Origin of the sequence: Streptococcus koreensis (assembly GCF_003627135.1) — a bacterium.
GTDB classification, from domain to species: domain Bacteria; phylum Bacillota; class Bacilli; order Lactobacillales; family Streptococcaceae; genus Streptococcus; species Streptococcus ilei.
Map to the genome: position 1 here is coordinate 619732 of NZ_CP032620.1, position 18610 is coordinate 638341.

Below are 18610 nucleotides of genomic sequence, written 5' to 3' on the forward strand. Positions count from 1 at the left end.
CAAGATAGGCTTGCAGGAATTTTTTTATGCTTGTACTACCAAAATCCAACTATAGGCTGGAATGGTGAATTCTCTTTGAGAAATTTGTTGCTCTCTAGTATAAACATGGGGGTGAGCAATTGCTAATCTAGCAGGCTGTTTGAGTGAATAAGTCCACTCTTGATCCCCCAGGTTGACCAAGATAAGAAGTTTGCGTCCATCTTTTTCGATGCTGTAAGAGAAAGTGTTTTCCGAAGTCCAGGTGACTTGACAGTAGTCTCGAATGTCTTGGGCCTTCTCTAGGTGGAGGAGGTCTTCCTCTTTACGATAGGCAATCAATTCACGAAGGAACTGAATATCTCTTTCATAGGCTGTAGAAGAAAGCCAGTCTAGTTGATTTAGAGCATCTGGAAGATTGTAAGTATTTTCTTCTAAGCCTTTGCTGCGATAGAACTCTTGGCCAGCATGTAGGAAGGGAACGCCTTGAGACAAGAGGACGAGGTGCAAGCCGAGACGGGCTTTAGCCTGTCGCTTCTCCTCTGAAATGTTTGGATCTTCAACCTTGAGATAGTCAAAGAAGGTTGCGTTATCGTGGCATTCCACATAGTTAATCGCCTGTTGAGGACGCACAAAGTGGGCTGCTCCTTTGAGCCCGACATTGCCAGTCAAAATATTGGCAAGATCATTGGCCTGATAGCGACTTTCTACACGTCCTTCTTTCAAGATGCTTCGTTTAACGGTATCTCGGAAGTTGTCACTGAAAAAGCCATAAGGACGAAGGTGACGGGCATTGTATTGATGAGCCAGGAGTTCAGGATCCAGTCCGGTATCCATCTTCCACCCTTCCCCATAAAGGTAAATGTTGGGGTAAATAGCGCTTAATTCTTCTTGAATTTCCACCATGGTTTGGCAATCAAGAATGCCCATCAGGTCAAAGCGGAAGCCATCAAATCCGTAGAGTTGAACCCATTGTTTGACAGATTGTTTGATATAGTTGCGGACCATAGCCCGTTCACTAGCTACATCATTACCACAGAAGGTCCCGTTGGTCCGTTGGCGGTCTTGGTCATAGCGATAAAAGTAGCCTGGGACAATTTGCTCAAAAGCAAAATCATCAGAGAGGTAAACATGGTTATAGACGACGTCCATGATGAGGCTGAGGTCTGCCTTATGGTAGGCATCAATCACTTGTTGTAGCTCAAGGATCCGTTGGTAAGGATCATTTGGCTGGGTGCTAAAACTTCCTTCAGGGACATTGTATTGGACAGGGTCATATCCCCAATTGTAGCCAGCGACAGGGTTGGTTTCATCCACGCTTCCAAAATCATAGAGGGGCATGAACTGAACATGAGTAATGCCCAGGGATTTCAAGTAGTCAAAGCCAAAGGTCTGGTTTCCATGTTTAGGAGATTCTAATAAGGCTGGGAAGGTCCCAGGGTGTTGGAATCCTGCTTCTTTTTGCATGGAGAAGTCCCGGACACTCAGTTCATAAATAACGGCCTGAGTCGGATCCAGTTGTGTCGTTGCACGCTGAATGGGGCGCTCAATCTTGTGGCGGTCGATGACATAGCTAGCTCCTGAATTAGCTTCAGAAGAAAGGGCATAAGGGTCATGAACGATATGGGTTACACCATTGACCTGATGCTGGTAGTAATAAGAGGCTTTTTCCCAATCTCCCTCGAGTACTAGACGCCAAACTCCTTTTTCTGTCCGCTCCATCGGGTAGGCAGTTTGGTTGATCAAGAGCTCAACCTCTTGAGAGATAGGAGCCCAGAAGGCAAAGGTCGTTTTTTCTTTTGAGTAATGAGCTCCTAAATCCTCTCCATCATAAGCATAAAGCTGATCAAAGATGGGTTGACGGACGATATCCCGGAAGTGGAGGAGGCAGGACTCTCCTTTACCATTTGAAAGAGTATAAATTTGACTCATGTCGATGGGAAGGGGGCTTCGAAGAGTTTTTTCTTCCTCCGTCGGCAGGAGTTCAATCGTTTTCGAACCAGACGTCAATGTAAAAGGAAGAGAGGCCATTACGCTCTCTCCTCCTTCCACGCGAATCAAGTCTTGGTCATCTAAATAAGCTGAAAAATGAGTTGTCATAGGTTCTCCTAAAGTTCAATAATCGAATGTTCAATAAGCTGTCTGTAGCAAACAGTTTTGTTTTCCTTGTTGTCCTTAATAATTTGGAGTAGGGTTCTGACAGATTCACGTCCTAATTCAACCGTATTAATATCAATATAGGCATCAATTGGAATCCGTGGTTTAATAGAGTCGAAGGAAATAATCGGAAGATCGACTTGTTTGTCGCTCAGGTATCGCCGGACCCCTTCGGCAACGAGAATATCCGTTGTCATGAGAGCTTCGAGTTCTTCAAAAGGCAGGGTATCCATGATTTGGTATGAATTTTCTTCGAGCAAGAAACCAAAGGAGAACTTGACCAATTCTTCACGAAGAGGGATTTGATGACTGGCCAGAGCTTCTTGATAACCCTTGTAGCGGTCTTGAGAAACAGCCAATTCCTTATTTCCTCCAAGGAAAGCGATATGTTGGTATCCCTTGTTGATAAAATATTCGGTCGCATCAAAGGCTGCTTTAACATTGTCGTTATCGACTAATGATACAAAAGGGGAAGTTGCTTTCCCTAAAATCAAGAAAGGAAATTTATCTTCAATACAGAAGTCAACCAGAGGATCATTCAATTTGGAATAGAGGAAGATGAGTCCATCCACCCGCTTACCATAAATCATTTGTTTGAGTTGAGCGAGGCGGTGGGGTTCATTAGCCCCTGTACAAATCTGAATCGCATAGCCATGATCAGAGGCGACCTGGCTAATCCCACGGAGGACCGTAGGGAAGAAGGGGTTTTGGAAGAACACATCACTTTCATCGGGCAAGACAAGGGCAATCACCTGACTGGACTGGCTCACTAAGCTACGAGCATTTAGGTTTGGATGGTAATCCAGTTCTTTCATGGCAGAACGAACCCGCTTTTTAGTGGCTTCACTGATGGTAGATTTATTTTGAATCACTCGTGTAACGGTAGATGGTGCAACGCCAGCTAGTTTGGCGACATCTTTGATGGTGACACGCATAAAAGACCTCCCTAAGGTTTGTAATCTGGATCCCGGAAATGAGTCTTATAGAAGGCAAGCGCTAGGAACAAGACAAATAGGATATTTTGGATCAAGATGATTGTGGTAAAGACTTGGTGGAACAATAAACTGATTAGGACGCTCGCAAGAATAGGCAATCCAAGACAGTTGAGAGTGAAGTTGAAGCATTCTTTGAAGGTCTTGAGAGAGAAGAGACGTGACTTCCGTGTCAAGAAGAGGAAGAAGGAAGCTCCAAATACTAAAATTGCAAAATTCACAGCAGATAAGAAACCTGAGAAGAGGACGAGGAAGAGGCTAACGGCCAATCGATTGGCTTGGAACCAATCTTTGGAGATGGCTTGGCTTAAAGCATCTTTGTTTTCAAGACTCTTTTGATTAATTGCCTGATAAGGAATGCTTGCAAGTTCTTTATTTTCTCTGCTAATTACTAGTTGGGTCTTATCGAAATAGAGGGTTAATTTTTCACCTAATGAAGTCCCTTCGTGATGACCGATGATAACATGGCCAGCTTTGTTCTTATGAACTCCAAAATGACTGTTATAGACTAGTTCATGCTGGTCAATACGGACACTTTCTTTCAAGTCTTTCATAACATCCTCCGTTAAGGGATCAAAGACATCGCTAACGAAGGTAGTTAAGGGGTAGGTCTGGAGTTCTGCATTTTGAACGGCGACAGGAATGAGGGTCAAGGATAGAAGAAAGAGTGAGGTAAAAATCATTTGGAACCAACTGAGTTGTTTGCGGTTGGCAAATGCTTTTCTAACCTTAAAAAGGCTAGAAAAATAATTAAATGGATAGGGCATGAATTGACCTTTCTAATCTCCGAAATGGTGGAGAGCATAACAGATTTTATCCTTAACCAAAGATGGGAGAGAGACCGGTAGCAAATCAAGCAACTTGCTATCCTTGTCCCACTCCCATCCTTTCCTTAAAGATAAAATTTATGTGACTGAGAGAAAAGTATGAGAAAAATTCTCCTTCTTTTTTTCAATGATGGAAGTTGTACCTATTCATGGAAGGTGACAAACTTCTGATAGAAAACCTTATTTTATCCTTTATCCCCACCAGCTGTCAAGCCTGAAACAAAGTTCTTTTGGAGGAAGAAGAAGAGCACACAGATTGGGACTGCAATCAGAATCGCACCTGCCGCAAAGAAGGCAATCTTTTGATTTTTTTGGTCGCTGATAAAGGTTTGAAGACCAACCGCTACCGTGTAGTTGATTTCGTCACGAAGCAAGAATTTAGACAAGATGTAGTCTCCAAAAGGTCCCATGAAGGCCCAAAGCGCTTGGACCGCAATCATTGGGCGAACCAATGGAAGGACGATTTGCCAGAATCGACGGAAGTGTCCAGCACCATCCAATTTTGCAGATTCATCAAGTGAAATTGGGACGGTATCGAAGTAACCCTTCATCAACCAAGCGTTCATGGGAATTCCTCCACCGACATAGAGGAAGATCAGGAACCAACTGTGGTTCAAGGCGTTCAACATCAAGGCCATAACGAAGAAGGCAGTCAAAGCAGCCATGGTAGGCACCATTTGGATAATCAAGAAGAAGACCAAACTTTGCTTACGAGCCAAGAAGTTGTAACGGCTGTAGGCGTACCCTGCTAGAGTAATGATGGATGTTTGAGCAACCATGGTAATAATGGCGATAATCAAGGTATTGAGATACCAAGTGCCATAGAGGGTATCCGTAAAGAGTTTTTGGAAGTTATCAAAGCTGAGACTGCCACTGAAATCAAGCGTAAAGGCACTGACGTTACCAGTTTTGAAGGCTGAAAGAACCGTAATCAACAAAGGATAGATGATGACGATGGATAGGACAACCAAGTAGAGGTAAGTCAAGAAATGATTAAGGCGGCGTTTAAATTGAACTGAATTTTTCATTTTACACATCCTCCATATCAAATGCGTGCAGTTTCTTGAAGGCGATCATCGAGATCGAGATCACAATCAGAGAGATAATCAACGTAACCGCAGCAGCCATTGAGTATTGAGGTGATGAGTTCGTTGTCAATTTATAGATCCAAGAAATCAAGATATCTGTCGAACCAGCATTTCCTCCAACAGATCCAGGTCCACCATCGTTAAAGAGGTAGATAATGGAGAAGTTGTTAAAGTTGAAGGTGTATTGGCTAATGAGCGTTGGTGCCGCAACAGCCAAAATCATTGGGAAGGTAATGTTGCGGAATTTTTGCCAAGCATTCGCCCCATCAATGTAGGCTGCTTCATAAAGATCGTTTGGAATAGATTGCAAGATTCCGAGTGTCAAGACGTAAATGTAAGGGAAGCCGAGCCAACCTTGCATCATAATCAAAGCAATTTTTGTCCAAGTAGGGTCCGTTTTCCAAGGAATGAGAACCCCATCTAAGAATGGGAAAATCTTCGCAAATAGAGGAATGACTTGCGCATTGATGGCCCCGATACTATCGTTGAACATGTTTGAGAAGGTCAAGATAGTGATGAAGGCAGGGACCGCCCATGGAAGAAGGAAGATGACCCCAAAGATGCGTTTTCCTTTAATGAATGGTTGGTTAGAAATAATGGCTGTCAAGATACCAAGAACGATTTGAAGTGTTGAAGCTGCCAAGGCCCAGATCAAGGTCCAGCCTAATACAGATGTAAAGGCAGAACGGAAGGTACTCAAAGTCCACATGTTGGTGAAGTTTTGAAGTCCGATCCAATCAAGGAGCGTAAAGCGAGCTGTATGCTTAAAGTCGTAGTTGGTAAAGGCAATCATCAGGGTAACCAAAACGGGGAAGATGATTGCAAAGGTCATAGCAATATAAGAAGGGATGATCAAAAGATATGGGAAGCCATTTTCATAGATAGCATTCACCATCTCTTTTAGAGTCATCGGTACTCGAATGCCATTATTAATCCGCTTGGCTACAGTACCCGCATCTTTGATATTCAGAGCGTAGAACATCAAATAAACGACTGTGATAATTAAGTGGAAGGCACCACGGATTAAGATAAAAAGAGAGTTATCTTGTCCACGGACGGTACCGAGGGTGATGAGTTTGGACAATTCCCCCAAACCAAGCCCGAAAAAGTAAGCGAGAAAGACAAGCGTTACACCGAGAAAGATGTATCCTTTTGCTTTCTGTTTGTTATAGATTTGTCCCAAGCCAGGAATGAGGGATAACCACATTGCCTTTTTTGGATTTTGTTGTGTTTCCATATCGACTCCTTATATGTGAGCGGTCAGAGGCCACATCACAGCGAAAGGCTGGGAAAGATTCCCAGCCCCTTGGGAACTGTTTTACTTGCCACCGAATTTTTGTTCGATAGTTTCTTTGATCAATTTAACAGCATCGTCAGCAGCATCTTTAGCAGATTTCTTACCACTTACAGCGTCGAAGAGCATAGTTGCAGCTGGATCCCAAACAGTACTCATTTCAGAGATGTTTGGCATTGGTTGAGCATTTTCAAACTGTTTAACAACGGCAGTTGTCAACTCATCGTTTTTACCAACAGCGTATTCACGAGCTTCTGTGTTAGCTGGCACTTCGTTAGTCTTATCGTAGAAGGCTTTTTGTTGATCAGTTGAAGTCAAGAAGTCAACAAATTTTTGAGCTGCTTTAGGGTTATTAGCACCTGCAGGGATAACCCAAGCTTTACCACCACCGAAGGCAGAGTATGCTTTTCCGTTTGGAAGGGTAGGGATAGTTGCTACACCGTAGTTTACTTTAGCTTCTTTCAATGAAGATGCTTTCCATGGTCCATCGATGATGGCAGCTGTCTTACCTTCTTGGAATTGAGTTTGGATGAAGTTTGCAGCACCTTTAGTGTCTTGCAATCCTTTAGGCCATTTAGCGTACCAAGTTTTCGCGTATTCGATACCGTCGATGGCACCTTGGTTGTTCAAACCTACGTCTTTTGGATCTGTACCATTTTTACCGAAGACATATCCACCGTTACCTGAAAGGAGTCCGTATGCATAGTAGAAGTTTGTCCAGTCAGCAAGGAAGGCAGTGTTTTTACCTTCTTCACCAGCGAAGTCATACTTGCTGTCTTTTGCTAATTCTTCAAGTTCACCAAATGTTTTTGGAGCTTCTTGTAGGAGGTCTTTGTTGTAGTAAAGAACCAATGTTTCGATAACTGCTGGTGCTCCATATACTTTGCCACCGTTTGTTACAAGTGATTCAGTTGTTTTGTCAGTCTTGCTGTCTTTGTTCAATGTAACTTCTGCCAATTGACCGTCGTTACCAAGACCACCTACGCGGTCGTATGGTGCCATCATAACGTCTGGAGCTTTACCAGATTGGTTGTCAAGAGACAATTTGTCCAAACCACCAAGAGCGTCACCAGTCTTGATAGTTACTTTTGTACCACTTTCTTTTTCAAAAGCTTTCGCAGCTTCTTCCATATATGATTTGTAACCATTATCAACGTAGACGGTTAACGAGTTTTTAGCAGAAGAAGAATCTTCTTTTTTGCCTCCACAAGCTACCAAAAGAAGTGATGCGAATCCAACTGTACCAAGTACAGCAGCGCTTCGAAGAATTGTGCGTTTCATGATTTATTCCTCCTAAAGAATAAAAATAAGATTATTAGTTGAAAACGTTTTAGACAAACGTTTTCCTTAACACGAATAGTATATCACAGGGAGAAAACGTTTGCAAGCATTTGTGCAAAATTTTTTTAAAATTTTTTTATCTTCTATATATACACACAAATAGTTGACAAGAAAATGAGAAAGGGATACACTAGGCATAGGGTTAACATGCAGAAAAAACATAAAAGTTTAGGAAACCTCTTGCATAAACCACAGGATTACTTTATAATGGATAAGAACGCAAACGTTTTCCTTAAGCGTTGCATAAAGATGATCTAGGGTCATTTATAAATAGGTTAAATTCAGTTCTATGTCTGCTGACTGCTCTTCTTCAATTCTTTCTGAGAGTTGGAGTGGATCAGAAACAGTATAGAAGATTCGTCTATTTTCTTAAAACAAAAAAATATTAAACTAAAGGTGGTACCCTCAATGAAAAAACGCCAAAGTGGTGTCTTGATGCACATTTCATCCTTGCCTGGGAAGTATGGAATCGGTTCGTTTGGCCAAGCAGCTTACGATTTTGTGGATTTCCTCGTTCGTACCAAGCAACGGTATTGGCAAATTTTGCCTCTCGGAACAACAAGCTACGGGGATTCTCCTTACCAATCCTTCTCGGCTTTTGCAGGCAACACCCATTTTATTGACTTTGATCTTTTAATTGAACAAGGACTCTTGGATGCATCTGATGTAGAAGGAGTTGATTTTGGTCAAGATCCAACAGAAGTAGACTATGCCAAGATCTTCGAGCAACGTCGTCCTCTTCTAGAAAAAGCGGTTGAAGCTTTTCTCAAAACAGGTGATTGGGATGACTTTGGCCGATTTGCAGAGCAAAATGCAGCTTGGTTGGAATTGTTCGCTGAATACATGGCCATTAAAGAACATTTTGAATTAAAAGCATGGACAGAGTGGCCAGATGCAGCGATTCGCGCTCGTCAACCAGAAGCTCTTGCTTCCTACCGCGCTCAATTGGAAGATAAATTGACTTACCATCGAGTGACACAGTATTTCTTCTTCAAACAATGGTTGAAATTAAAAGCATACGCTAACGACAACCACATCGAAATCGTAGGAGACATGCCAATCTACGTAGCGGAAGATTCAAGTGATATGTGGGCAAATCCACATCTCTTTAAAACAGATGAAAATGGGAAAGCAACCTGCATTGCAGGATGCCCACCAGATGAATTCTCAGCAACTGGTCAACTTTGGGGGAACCCAATCTATGACTGGGAAGCAATGGACAAAGATGGTTACAAATGGTGGATTGAACGCTTGCGTGAAAGCTTTAAAATCTACGATATCGTTCGTATCGACCACTTCCGTGGATTTGAGTCTTACTGGGAAATCCCTGCTGGTTCTGAAACAGCAGCACCTGGTAAATGGGTAAAAGGACCTGACTACAAACTCTTTGCAGCGGTTAAAGAAGAGCTTGGTGACTTGAACATCATCGCAGAAGACCTTGGATTTATGACTGACGAAGTCATCGAACTTCGTGAGCGTACAGGATTCCCAGGAATGAAGATTCTTCAATTTGCCTTCAATCCTGACGATGAAAGTATCGATAGCCCACACTTGGCGCCAAACAACTCTGTCATGTACACAGGAACGCATGATAACAATACGGTTCTTGGATGGTACCGCAATGAGATTGACGATCCAACTCGTGAGTATCTTGCACGTTACACCAATCGTAAAGAATACGAAACTGTTCCACATGCTATGCTTCGTACGGTCTTTGCTTCTGTCAGCTTTATGGCCATCGCTACCATGCAAGATTTGTTGGAGTTGGATGGTTCAGCTCGGATGAACTTCCCATCTACCCTTGGAGGAAACTGGTCATGGCGAATGACAGCAGATCAATTGACACCAGCTGTCGAGGAAAACTTACTTGACTTGACAACCATTTATCGCCGAATCAATGAAAATTTGGTGGATTCAAACCAATAGAAAATTTCAGGAGACACAAAAATGTTACCATTAAAAGAATTTGTACAAAATCGTTACAATAAATCTATTGCAGAATGTAGTAACGAAGAGCTTTATCTTGCTCTTCTTAACTACAGCAAGCTTGCAAGTAGCCAAAAACCAGTCAACACTGGCAAGAAGAAAGTTTACTATATCTCAGCTGAGTTCTTGATTGGTAAACTCTTGTCTAACAACTTGATTAATCTTGGTCTTTATGACGAAGTTAAGAAAGAACTTGCTGATGCAGGTAAAGAGTTGATCGAAATCGAAGAAGTAGAATTGGAACCATCACTTGGTAACGGTGGTTTGGGACGATTGGCAGCCTGCTTTATCGACTCAATCGCTACACTTGGTTTGAACGGTGACGGGGTTGGTTTGAACTACCACTTCGGTCTTTTCCAACAAGTTCTTAAAAACAACCAACAAGAAACCATTCCAAATGCATGGTTGACTGACCAAAACTGGTTGGTGCGTTCAAGCCGTAGCTACCAAGTGCCATTTGCACACTTTACATTGACATCTACTCTTTACGATATCGATGTACCTGGTTACAAAACAGCGACTAAAAACCGCTTGCGTTTGTTTGACTTGGACTCAGTTGATTCTTCAATCATCAAAGATGGTATCAACTTTGACAAGACAGACATCGCTCGCAACTTGACTCTCTTCTTGTATCCAGATGATAGTGACCGTCAAGGTGAATTACTCCGTATATTCCAACAATACTTCATGGTTTCAAATGGTGCGCAATTGATTATCGACGAAGCGATCGAAAAAGGAAGCAACTTGCATGACCTTGCTGACTACGCAGTTGTACAAATCAACGATACTCACCCATCAATGGTGATCCCTGAATTGATTCGTCTTTTGACTGAACGTGGAATCGAACTTGATGAAGCAATTTCTATCGTTCGTAGCATGACAGCTTACACTAACCACACCATCCTTGCTGAAGCTCTTGAAAAATGGCCTCTTGAATTCTTGGAAGAAGTGGTTCCTCACTTGGTACCAATCATCAAAGAATTGGACCGCCGTGTTAAAGCAGAATACAAAGATCCAGCTGTTCAAATCATTGATGAAAACGACCGTGTACACATGGCTCACATGGATATCCACTACGGATACAGTGTTAACGGGGTAGCAGCACTCCACACAGAAATCTTGAAGAACTCTGAGTTGAAAGCCTTCTACGACATCTACCCAGAAAAATTCAACAACAAAACAAACGGTATCACATTCCGTCGTTGGCTCATGCATGCGAACCCAAGCTTGTCTCACTACTTGGATGAGATTCTTGGACGCGATTGGCACCATGATGCTTCTAAGTTGGAAGACCTTCTCTCATATGAAGATAAGGCTGCTGTCAAAGCAAAATTGGAAGATATCAAAGCTCACAACAAACGTAAATTGGCTCGTCACTTGAAAGAACAACAAGGGGTGGAAATCAAGACAAACTCTATCTTTGATATCCAAATCAAACGTCTTCACGAATACAAACGCCAACAAATGAACGCTTTGTATGTGATCCACAAATACTTGGACATCAAAGCTGGTAACATCCCTGCACGTCCAATCACTGTCTTCTTTGGTGGTAAAGCAGCCCCTGCCTATACCATCGCACAAGATATCATCCACTTGATCCTTTGCTTGTCAGAAGTTATCGCTAATGACCCAGCAGTAGCTCCACACTTGCAAGTGGTAATGGTTGAAAACTATAACGTTACTGCAGCAAGCTTCTTGATCCCAGCATGTGATATTTCAGAACAAATCTCATTGGCTTCTAAAGAAGCTTCAGGTACTGGTAACATGAAATTTATGTTGAATGGAGCTTTGACTCTTGGTACCATGGATGGAGCTAACGTGGAAATCGCTGAGTTGGTTGGAGACGAAAACATCTACATCTTCGGTGAAGATTCAGAAACTGTTATCGATCTTTACGCTAAATCAGCTTACAAATCAAGCGAATTTTACGCTCGTGAAGCTATCAAACCATTGGTTGACTTCATCGTGAGCGACGCTGTTCTTGCAGTAGGTAAGAAAGAACGCTTGGAACGTCTTCACAATGAGTTGATCAACAAAGACTGGTTCATGACTCTTCTTGACTTGGAAGACTACATCAAAGTGAAAGAGCAAATGCTTGCAGACTACGAAGATCGTGACGCATGGTTGGATAAAGTGATCGTCAACATTGCAAAAGCAGGATTCTTCTCATCTGACCGTACCATCGCTCAGTACAACGAAGATATCTGGCACTTGAACTAATTTGCCTTTAGTACTCTAGAAGCAATATACTTAGAAAAGAAGAGCTCCTTTTGGATCATATCCTGATTTAGAGGGAGCTTTTTTAGTACAGGACTAGTGGGGAAATCTAAACTTGCGCTTCCCTTAGGTTCACGTTATAATAAATACTATGGATATTAGAAACGAGGAAATACAATGAAGAAAAATCCGATTTATATGTATGTCTTGCTAGCCCTCTCAGCGATGGGAACTCTATTAACTGCTCAGTCCTTCTTTGGATTGGCTAAAGTGGAGATCACAGATGAAACGGCAGCTTCTTTGAACTTAACCACTGCAATTGAACGGGAAGAATATAAAGCCTTCCTTGAAAAATTAATCGTAGCGCTACGCGGACCGATTGCTTGGTTGTTGCTATCTCTTTTAATTGGGGGCTTAATTGCTGTTGGCTATTTCTTCCTGTCTAAAAAGGATATTGTCAAGGCAACCTATGCTTATATGGGTCAAATTGGAGCCTTTGTCCTAATAAGCTTGCACAATTTCTGGTCTTATCGTTCTTCCATGTCGGTGATCACAACAGATAAATTGCGGACCTTGATACAGGCTTCTAGCTTATATGCGCTTGTCTTGAGTATAGTTGTAGCCCTTGTTTACCTGGGAATCCTTCTCTACAAATTAAAAAATAGACCAGCTAACGACCTCTCAGCTTAGATGACAGCATTCAAAAGCTCCTCTAGCCTAGTCTTAGACAAAGAAGGAGGAGCTTGTCTGATTGGAGAAGAAAATGAAAGTATGTTTTGTCTATATCAGTTTAAGTGGCAATACTGAAAGTTTTGTCCGTCGCCTCAGTGACTATCTATGGGAGCAGTACCCTGACTTGGTTATTGAAAAAATCCATGTCAAAGACCTGGTCAAAGAAGGGAAGCCTTTCTTTGAAGTCGAGACTCCTTTTATCGCCTTTTTACCTACCTATCTTGAAGGAGGAAATGGTGTTGATAATGGGGATGTGGAGATTTTAACGACCGATGTAGCAGACTTTATTGCCTACGGAGACAATGCCACTAAATGCTTGGGAGTTGTAGGATCTGGAAACCGCAACTTCAACAATCAATATTGCCTAACGGCCAAGCAGTACAGCCAACGCTTTGGTTTCCCTATGCTAGCAGACTTTGAGATGCGAGGGATGCTAGGGGATATCAAAAAAGTAGCTGGTATTATCGAAGACTTGTATCACTTTTAAAATTAGAAGAGAGTGGGACAGAAATCGGTAATTCGTTAGAATTCGATTTCTGTCCCACTCTCTCTTTTGTTGCTTATTTTAATTGATCTGTAATTTCTTTCGAAAGTAAGAGGCCGAGGCGATAGTCCTTGTTGATAGCGTGGATGACATCGTTGATGTTTTCCGTCGTTTGGATTTGCTCCTTGATGCCTGCTTTGAAGGTTTCATCTTTTAAGAGTTGCTCTTGTAAAATCTTTTGCAGTTTTTCTCTCTCGTATTTATTGATTAAAAAGAGAATGACTAGACTAACTAAAATAAGAATGTAAACGGTTTGGTTCATAGGGTTCTCCAGAAGATAAGATAATAGATAAGGGAAGCGCTAATTCCTAAAAATATAGGTGTATGTAACATGAGAAAAGGAGTGAGATGGAACTAAATAAGGCTTATTTAGCTATTCCTCTCACCCCTAAAAAAGACGGTTTCCTATCAAAAAGTAAGAAAGATATTACATCTTATCAGGCGCATCCACACCCAATAGACGAAGCGCTTCTTTCAAAACAACTGCTGTTGAGTAGCTAAGAGCAAGACGGCTATCGCGTTCTGGGCTTTCATCCAAGATCCGAGTGTGAGCATAGTACTTGTTGAAGGCTTGAGCCAAGTTGATGGCATATTTAGCAATCAAGGATGGATCATAGTTTTCAGCAGCACGTTTGACAACACGAGAGAAGTCTTGGAGAAGCTTGATGATTTCCCAGCTTTCAGGATCGCTCAAGCTATAAGTCGCATCTGCAGATGGTGTGAAGTTGGCTTTGCGAAGGATGGATTGGATACGTGCGTATGCGTATTGAACGTATGGTCCAGTTTCCCCTTCGAAGGATACCATAGCTTCAAGGTCAAAGTCATACCCGTTGCGACGGTCTGTCTTCAAGTCGTAGAATTTAACCGCACCGACACCGACTGCACGTGCCACTTCTTCCTTGTTTTCAAGTTCAGGGTTCTTTTCTTCGATCTGAGCTTTGGCACGAGAGATGGCTTCTTGAAGAGTTGGTTCGAGTAGGATGATATTTCCTTTACGAGTTGACAATTTTTGGCGGTTCTTTGTAACCAAACCAAAGTCAACGTGGATCATATCGTCGCTCCAGTCAAATCCCATTTTCTTCAAAACAGCTTTCAACTGACGGAAGTGGTTGGATTGTTCTTGCCCCACAACATAGATGTTTTTCACAAAGTTGTAGGTCCGTGCACGGTAGATAGCGGTTGCGATATCACGAGTGATATAAAGAGTGGCACCGTCTGATTTCTTAATCATAGCTGGTGGAAGGTTGACATCATCCAACTCGACGATGCTAGCTCCCTTAGACTCTTTCAACAAGCCTTTTTCTTCAAGGATTTGGACAGCTTCATCCATCTTGTCATTGTAGAAAGCTTCTCCGTTTAAGCTATCAAATTCAACACCGAGTAGTTTGTAGATACGGTTGAATTCTACCAAACTCTCGTCACGGAACCATTGCCACAATTCAGTCGCTTCTGGATCTCCATCTTCCAATTTCTTGAACCAGAGACGTCCTTCCTCATCCAAAGCAGGATCGTTTTCGATTTCGGCATTGATGCGGACATAGAGTTTCAATAATTCATCGATTGGATTGGCTTCGACAGCTTCCTTGCTACCCCATTTTTTATAAGCGACCATCAAGAGACCAAACTGTTTGCCCCAGTCTCCCAAGTGGTTAATTTTAATGGTATTGTAGCCCATTTTTTTATAGATGTTTGAAATAGCATCCCCGATCACGGTTGAACGTAAATGACCAACTGAGAAAGGTTTTGCGATGTTTGGACTTGAAAGGTCGATGGTCACGTTCGCTCCTTGACCTTCTTCTTGTTGTCCATAGGCTGCACCCGCTTGGATAACGGCCTTGATAACTTGGTCAGAGATTTGTGATTTATCTAAGAAGAAGTTTACGTAAGGACCAGTAGCAACGACTTTTTCAAAGTGAGAGGCATCGATTTTTTCCGCAATATCAGCAGCAATCGCTTGAGGAGCTTTGCGTTCGATTTTAGCCAAAGAAAAGGCAGGAAAGGCGATATCTCCGAGGTCTGAAGATTTTGGTTGCTCTAGTAAATTTAAGATAGTTTCTTGGTCTAAGCCTTCGATGACTTTTGCCAATTCACTTGCAATAAGTTCTTTATGATTCATAGTAGCTCCTTTGGTCTTTTGTTACTATTCTATCACAAAATTCGGCCTTTCTTCAAACTTTTTGGTATAATCAAAGTATAATTATTCAAAAGTGGAGCAAAAATGAAAAAAGATGAACGTCAGCTTTTGATTCGAGAAATTATCCAACATGAGAAGTTATCGACGCAAAAAGAAATTCAAGACCGTTTAGATCAGAGAGGGGCGGGAGTGACCCAGACAACCTTATCCAGAGACCTACGAGAAATTGGTCTGATCAAAGTAAAAGAGAAGGGTGGTCTCTATTATAAATTAGCCGATGAACCTGATCGAACAGATATTTTTAGACTGATTGCTCAATATGCACAAGTGGTCTCGAGAGCAGAGTTCACACTGGTTGTTCGGACGGAGCTTGGAGAGGCGGCGATTTTAGCCAATGCAGTCGATGAAATTTTGGATGATCAAATCCTTGGAACCGTCGCAGGGGCCAATACCCTTTTAATTGTTTGCAAGGACCAAGAAGTCGCACAAACGGTCCAGCAGACCATTCTCCAACATTCTAGTCACTAGTCAAGGGCGAGGGACCAGTCCAGAAAGGGATCGGCCCTCCTTTTATGTCAGTTTAGTGTTGGAGCAAGTTCTCAGAATGAATGAAATGATAGAGAAAAGGAGCGATATGGCAGCAGAAAAACTATCACCTGGCATGCAGCAATACCTAGATATCAAAAAAGACTATCCGGATGCTTTTTTGCTCTTTCGGATGGGGGATTTTTACGAGCTCTTTTATGAAGATGCCGTCAATGCCGCACAGATTTTAGAGATTTCCTTGACTTCAAGGAATAAAAATGCAGAAAATCCGATTCCCATGGCTGGAGTACCTTATCATTCGGCCCAGCAGTACATCGATGTTTTGATCGAAAAAGGCTATAAGGTGGCTATTGCAGAGCAGATGGAAGATCCTAAGCAAGCCGTCGGTGTGGTCAAGCGGGAAGTAGTCCAAGTCATTACTCCAGGGACCGTTGTCGATTCGACCAAGCCAGACAGCGCCAACAACTTCTTGGTAGCCTTGTCTCATGATGAGACGGATTATGGCCTTGCCTATATGGACTTGGTGACTGGAGAGTTTCAGGTCACTAGTTTGAATGATTTTGCCATGGTCTGTGGGGAGATCCGCAACCTACGGGCGCGTGAGATTGTCTTGACCTACTCTTTGTCAGAAGGTGAAGAAAGAGTCCTTCTTGGCCAAATGAACCTCTTGCTCTCCCCTATCTCAGAAGTGGCGGAGGATGTCCAACTTCTAGGGGCTGAGTTGACTCATTTGGAGAGAATAGCGGCTGGAGGTCTGCTCCAATACGTACAGGAAACTCAGAAGCGGGAGCTCCACCATATCAAGCCTGCCCATCACTATGAAGTCCGTGATTTCTTGCAGATGGATTATGCGACCAAGGCGAGTTTGGATTTGACAGAGAATGCCCGGACAGGTAAAAAACATGGCAGCCTCTACTGGCTCCTAGATGAAAGCAAGACAGCCATGGGAGGACGTCTCTTGCGAGCTTGGATCCAGAAACCCTTAATGGACCGTCATCGGATCGAAGAGCGCCAAGAGATTATCCAAGTCTTCTTGGACCATTTCTTTGAGCGAAGTGATCTGGCAGATCGTCTCAAGGGTGTGTATGACATCGAGCGTTTGGCCAGTCGGGTCTCCTTTGGTAAGATTACTCCCAAGGACCTCTTGCAATTGGGCGAAACGCTGCGCCACGTTCCCTTGATCAAGTCGCTCTTGGTCGAGATGGGAGAGCCTATTCTAGACCTCCTCATTGCTCAGTTAGATGAGCTACCAGAGCTTTGCCGTCTCATCGAAGCGGCTATTGATCCGGATGCCCCTATCGTTCTGACAGAAGGCAATATCATTCGTACCGGCTTTGATCCAACCCTGGATCAGTACCGTGTCGTTCTTCGAGAAGGGACTGGCTGGATTGCAGAGATTGAAGCCAAGGAACGTGAAGCCAGCGGTATTACCGGTCTTAAAATTGACTACAACAAAAAAGATGGTTACTATTTCCATGTGACCAACTCCCAATTATCCCGTGTGCCAGCTCATTTCTTCCGCAAGGCGACCTTGAAAAACTCCGAGCGCTTTGGGACAGAAGAATTGGCTCGGATCGAAGGCGAGATGCTAGAAGCTCGGGAACAATCAACCAGCCTGGAGTATGCGATTTTCCTACGAATCAGAGAAGAAGTCGGCAAGTACATTCAGCGCTTGCAGTCACTAGCCCAAGCTCTGGCAACGGTGGACGTCTTGCAGGGGCTGGCCTGTGTGGCTGAAAGGCAACAACTGACCCGTCCAGTCTTCCAAGAGGCGCGTGATATCCGGATTGAAAAGGGCCGTCATCCGGTTGTTGAGAAGGTAATGGGAGCTCAAAGCTACATTCCCAATAGTATCCTCATGGATGAGACCTGTGATATCCAGTTGATTACGGGGCCCAATATGAGCGGGAAGTCCACCTATATGCGTCAATTGGCTATCATTGTCATTATGGCCCAGATTGGCTCCTTTGTACCAGCTCAAGCGGCGACCCTCCCTCTCTTTGATGCCATTTACACTCGGATTGGGGCGGCAGATGACTTGGTGTCCGGCCAGTCGACCTTTATGGTTGAGATGATGGAGGCCAACAATGCTATTCGCCAAGCGACTCCAGCCTCTCTTATCTTGTTTGATGAGTTGGGACGGGGAACGGCGACCTATGATGGCATGGCTTTGGCCCAAGCCATTATCGAATACATTCATGACCGGACAGGGGCCAAGACACTCTTTGCCACCCACTACCATGAGCTAACCGACTTGGAGCAGACCCTATCTCGCTTGCGCAATGTCCACGTCGCTACCTTGGAGAAGGATGGCCAAGTGACCTTCTTGCACCGGATCGAAGAGGGACCTGCTGATAAGTCCTACGGGATCCATGTGGCCAAGATTGCAGGCCTGCCAAGCGATCTATTGAAGCGGGCAGATGCCATCCTGAGTCAACTAGAAGGCCAAATCCAAGAAGTGCCAGTAGCAGCTCCAACCAAGCAACCCTCTCAAGAGCTTGGAGAGCAGTTATCTCTGTTTGCAGCAGACACCACTCACCCAGTACTAGAAGAATTAAACAATCTCGATATCTACAACATGACCCCGATGGAAGTCATGATGGCAGTTACCGAGATGAAAAAGAGAATATAAAAGAGAGTGGGACAGAAATCGGTCATTCGTTAGAATTCGATTTCGTCGTCCCACCTCCGCACAGTTGAGTAGGGCTGTAAAAGCTGATGAAATCAGCCTAGTAGAGCCCACTCAACTACTGCGTCTTGCTCGACAATCCAAAGA

The 18610-nt window shown here is 43.3% G+C and carries 14 protein-coding genes; 6 read left to right on the forward strand and 8 right to left on the reverse strand.

Going from position 1 to position 18610, the window contains the following annotated elements; genetic code table 11:
* Positions 1-24: 24 nt before the first annotated feature.
* The 6 genes from pulA to D7D50_RS03400 form a co-directional block, all read right to left on the reverse strand.
* Positions 25-2076 (reverse strand): type I pullulanase, encoded by a 2052-nt coding sequence (gene pulA, locus D7D50_RS03375; RefSeq protein ID WP_120701464.1) that lies wholly within the window; start codon positions 2074-2076, stop codon positions 25-27.
* Between the two features lie 8 nt (positions 2077-2084).
* Positions 2085-3068, reverse strand: a complete 984-nt coding sequence (locus D7D50_RS03380; RefSeq protein ID WP_120701465.1) for a LacI family DNA-binding transcriptional regulator — start codon at positions 3066-3068, stop codon at positions 2085-2087.
* 11 nt (positions 3069-3079) lie between these two features.
* Positions 3080-3892, reverse strand: coding sequence for a DUF1189 domain-containing protein (locus D7D50_RS03385; protein ID WP_120701466.1), 813 nt, complete (start codon positions 3890-3892; stop codon positions 3080-3082).
* A 245-nt stretch (positions 3893-4137) separates the two neighbouring features.
* On the reverse strand, positions 4138-4980 hold the full coding sequence (locus D7D50_RS03390) for a sugar ABC transporter permease (protein WP_023024736.1): 843 nt from the start codon (positions 4978-4980) through the stop codon (positions 4138-4140).
* A 1-nt stretch (position 4981) separates the two neighbouring features.
* Complete coding sequence (locus D7D50_RS03395; RefSeq protein ID WP_023027397.1) at positions 4982-6277, reverse strand: sugar ABC transporter permease; 1296 nt, start codon at positions 6275-6277, stop codon at positions 4982-4984.
* A gap of 81 nt (positions 6278-6358) precedes the next feature.
* The gene (locus D7D50_RS03400) at positions 6359-7615 is read right to left on the reverse strand and encodes an extracellular solute-binding protein (protein WP_120701467.1); all 1257 of its coding nucleotides are present in this window, start codon (positions 7613-7615) and stop codon (positions 6359-6361) included.
* 468 nt (positions 7616-8083) lie between these two features.
* On the opposite strand from D7D50_RS03400, the gene malQ reads away from it, so the two are divergent.
* The 4 genes from malQ to nrdI all read left to right on the forward strand — a co-directional run bounded on the left by malQ (position 8084) and on the right by nrdI (position 13097).
* On the forward strand, positions 8084-9601 hold the full coding sequence (gene malQ / locus D7D50_RS03405; RefSeq protein ID WP_120701468.1) for a 4-alpha-glucanotransferase: 1518 nt from the start codon (positions 8084-8086) through the stop codon (positions 9599-9601).
* Between the two features lie 21 nt (positions 9602-9622).
* The gene (gene glgP / locus D7D50_RS03410) at positions 9623-11881 is read left to right on the forward strand and encodes a glycogen/starch/alpha-glucan family phosphorylase (protein ID WP_120701469.1); all 2259 of its coding nucleotides are present in this window, start codon (positions 9623-9625) and stop codon (positions 11879-11881) included.
* 174 nt (positions 11882-12055) lie between these two features.
* Positions 12056-12568: an ABC transporter permease gene (locus D7D50_RS03415; RefSeq protein WP_120701470.1), complete on the forward strand. Its 513-nt coding sequence runs from the start codon at positions 12056-12058 to the stop codon at positions 12566-12568.
* Between the two features lie 73 nt (positions 12569-12641).
* Positions 12642-13097, forward strand: coding sequence for a class Ib ribonucleoside-diphosphate reductase assembly flavoprotein NrdI (nrdI, locus tag D7D50_RS03420; protein WP_162614520.1), 456 nt, complete (start codon positions 12642-12644; stop codon positions 13095-13097).
* 73 nt (positions 13098-13170) lie between these two features.
* Here the strand turns inward: nrdI and D7D50_RS03425 are convergent, their stop codons facing one another.
* Entirely contained in the window at positions 13171-13416 is a 246-nt protein-coding gene (locus D7D50_RS03425) for a hypothetical protein (RefSeq protein ID WP_023024726.1), read from the reverse strand.
* Between the two features lie 165 nt (positions 13417-13581).
* Positions 13582-15270, reverse strand: a complete 1689-nt coding sequence (gene argS, locus D7D50_RS03430) for an arginine--tRNA ligase (RefSeq protein ID WP_120701472.1) — start codon at positions 15268-15270, stop codon at positions 13582-13584.
* A 102-nt stretch (positions 15271-15372) separates the two neighbouring features.
* Between argS and argR the strand changes: the two genes are divergently transcribed.
* Together argR and mutS are read left to right on the forward strand one after the other, a co-directional pair.
* Positions 15373-15816: an arginine repressor gene (gene argR / locus D7D50_RS03435; protein WP_120701473.1), complete on the forward strand. Its 444-nt coding sequence runs from the start codon at positions 15373-15375 to the stop codon at positions 15814-15816.
* Between the two features lie 106 nt (positions 15817-15922).
* Positions 15923-18466 (forward strand): DNA mismatch repair protein MutS, encoded by a 2544-nt coding sequence (gene mutS, locus D7D50_RS03440; protein WP_120701474.1) that lies wholly within the window; start codon positions 15923-15925, stop codon positions 18464-18466.
* The last annotated feature ends 144 nt before the right edge of the window (positions 18467-18610 follow it).

What these genes read in the sequence shown, in the direction of transcription:
- pulA (WP_120701464.1), bottom strand. Translation starts at nt 2,076, where the DNA reads ATGACAACTCATTTTTCAGCTTATTTAGATGACCAAGACTTGATTCGC.
- argR (WP_120701473.1), top strand. Translation starts at nt 15,373, where the DNA reads ATGAAAAAAGATGAACGTCAGCTTTTGATTCGAGAAATTATCCAACAT.
- D7D50_RS03385 (WP_120701466.1), bottom strand. Translation starts at nt 3,892, where the DNA reads ATGCCCTATCCATTTAATTATTTTTCTAGCCTTTTTAAGGTTAGAAAA.
- D7D50_RS03425 (WP_023024726.1), bottom strand. Translation starts at nt 13,416, where the DNA reads ATGAACCAAACCGTTTACATTCTTATTTTAGTTAGTCTAGTCATTCTC.
- mutS (WP_120701474.1), top strand. Translation starts at nt 15,923, where the DNA reads ATGGCAGCAGAAAAACTATCACCTGGCATGCAGCAATACCTAGATATC.
- D7D50_RS03400 (WP_120701467.1), bottom strand. Translation starts at nt 7,615, where the DNA reads ATGAAACGCACAATTCTTCGAAGCGCTGCTGTACTTGGTACAGTTGGA.
- D7D50_RS03380 (WP_120701465.1), bottom strand. Translation starts at nt 3,068, where the DNA reads ATGCGTGTCACCATCAAAGATGTCGCCAAACTAGCTGGCGTTGCACCA.
- argS (WP_120701472.1), bottom strand. Translation starts at nt 15,270, where the DNA reads ATGAATCATAAAGAACTTATTGCAAGTGAATTGGCAAAAGTCATCGAA.
- D7D50_RS03415 (WP_120701470.1), top strand. Translation starts at nt 12,056, where the DNA reads ATGAAGAAAAATCCGATTTATATGTATGTCTTGCTAGCCCTCTCAGCG.
- D7D50_RS03395 (WP_023027397.1), bottom strand. Translation starts at nt 6,277, where the DNA reads ATGGAAACACAACAAAATCCAAAAAAGGCAATGTGGTTATCCCTCATT.
- nrdI (WP_162614520.1), top strand. Translation starts at nt 12,642, where the DNA reads ATGAAAGTATGTTTTGTCTATATCAGTTTAAGTGGCAATACTGAAAGT.
- D7D50_RS03390 (WP_023024736.1), bottom strand. Translation starts at nt 4,980, where the DNA reads ATGAAAAATTCAGTTCAATTTAAACGCCGCCTTAATCATTTCTTGACT.
- malQ (WP_120701468.1), top strand. Translation starts at nt 8,084, where the DNA reads ATGAAAAAACGCCAAAGTGGTGTCTTGATGCACATTTCATCCTTGCCT.
- glgP (WP_120701469.1), top strand. Translation starts at nt 9,623, where the DNA reads ATGTTACCATTAAAAGAATTTGTACAAAATCGTTACAATAAATCTATT.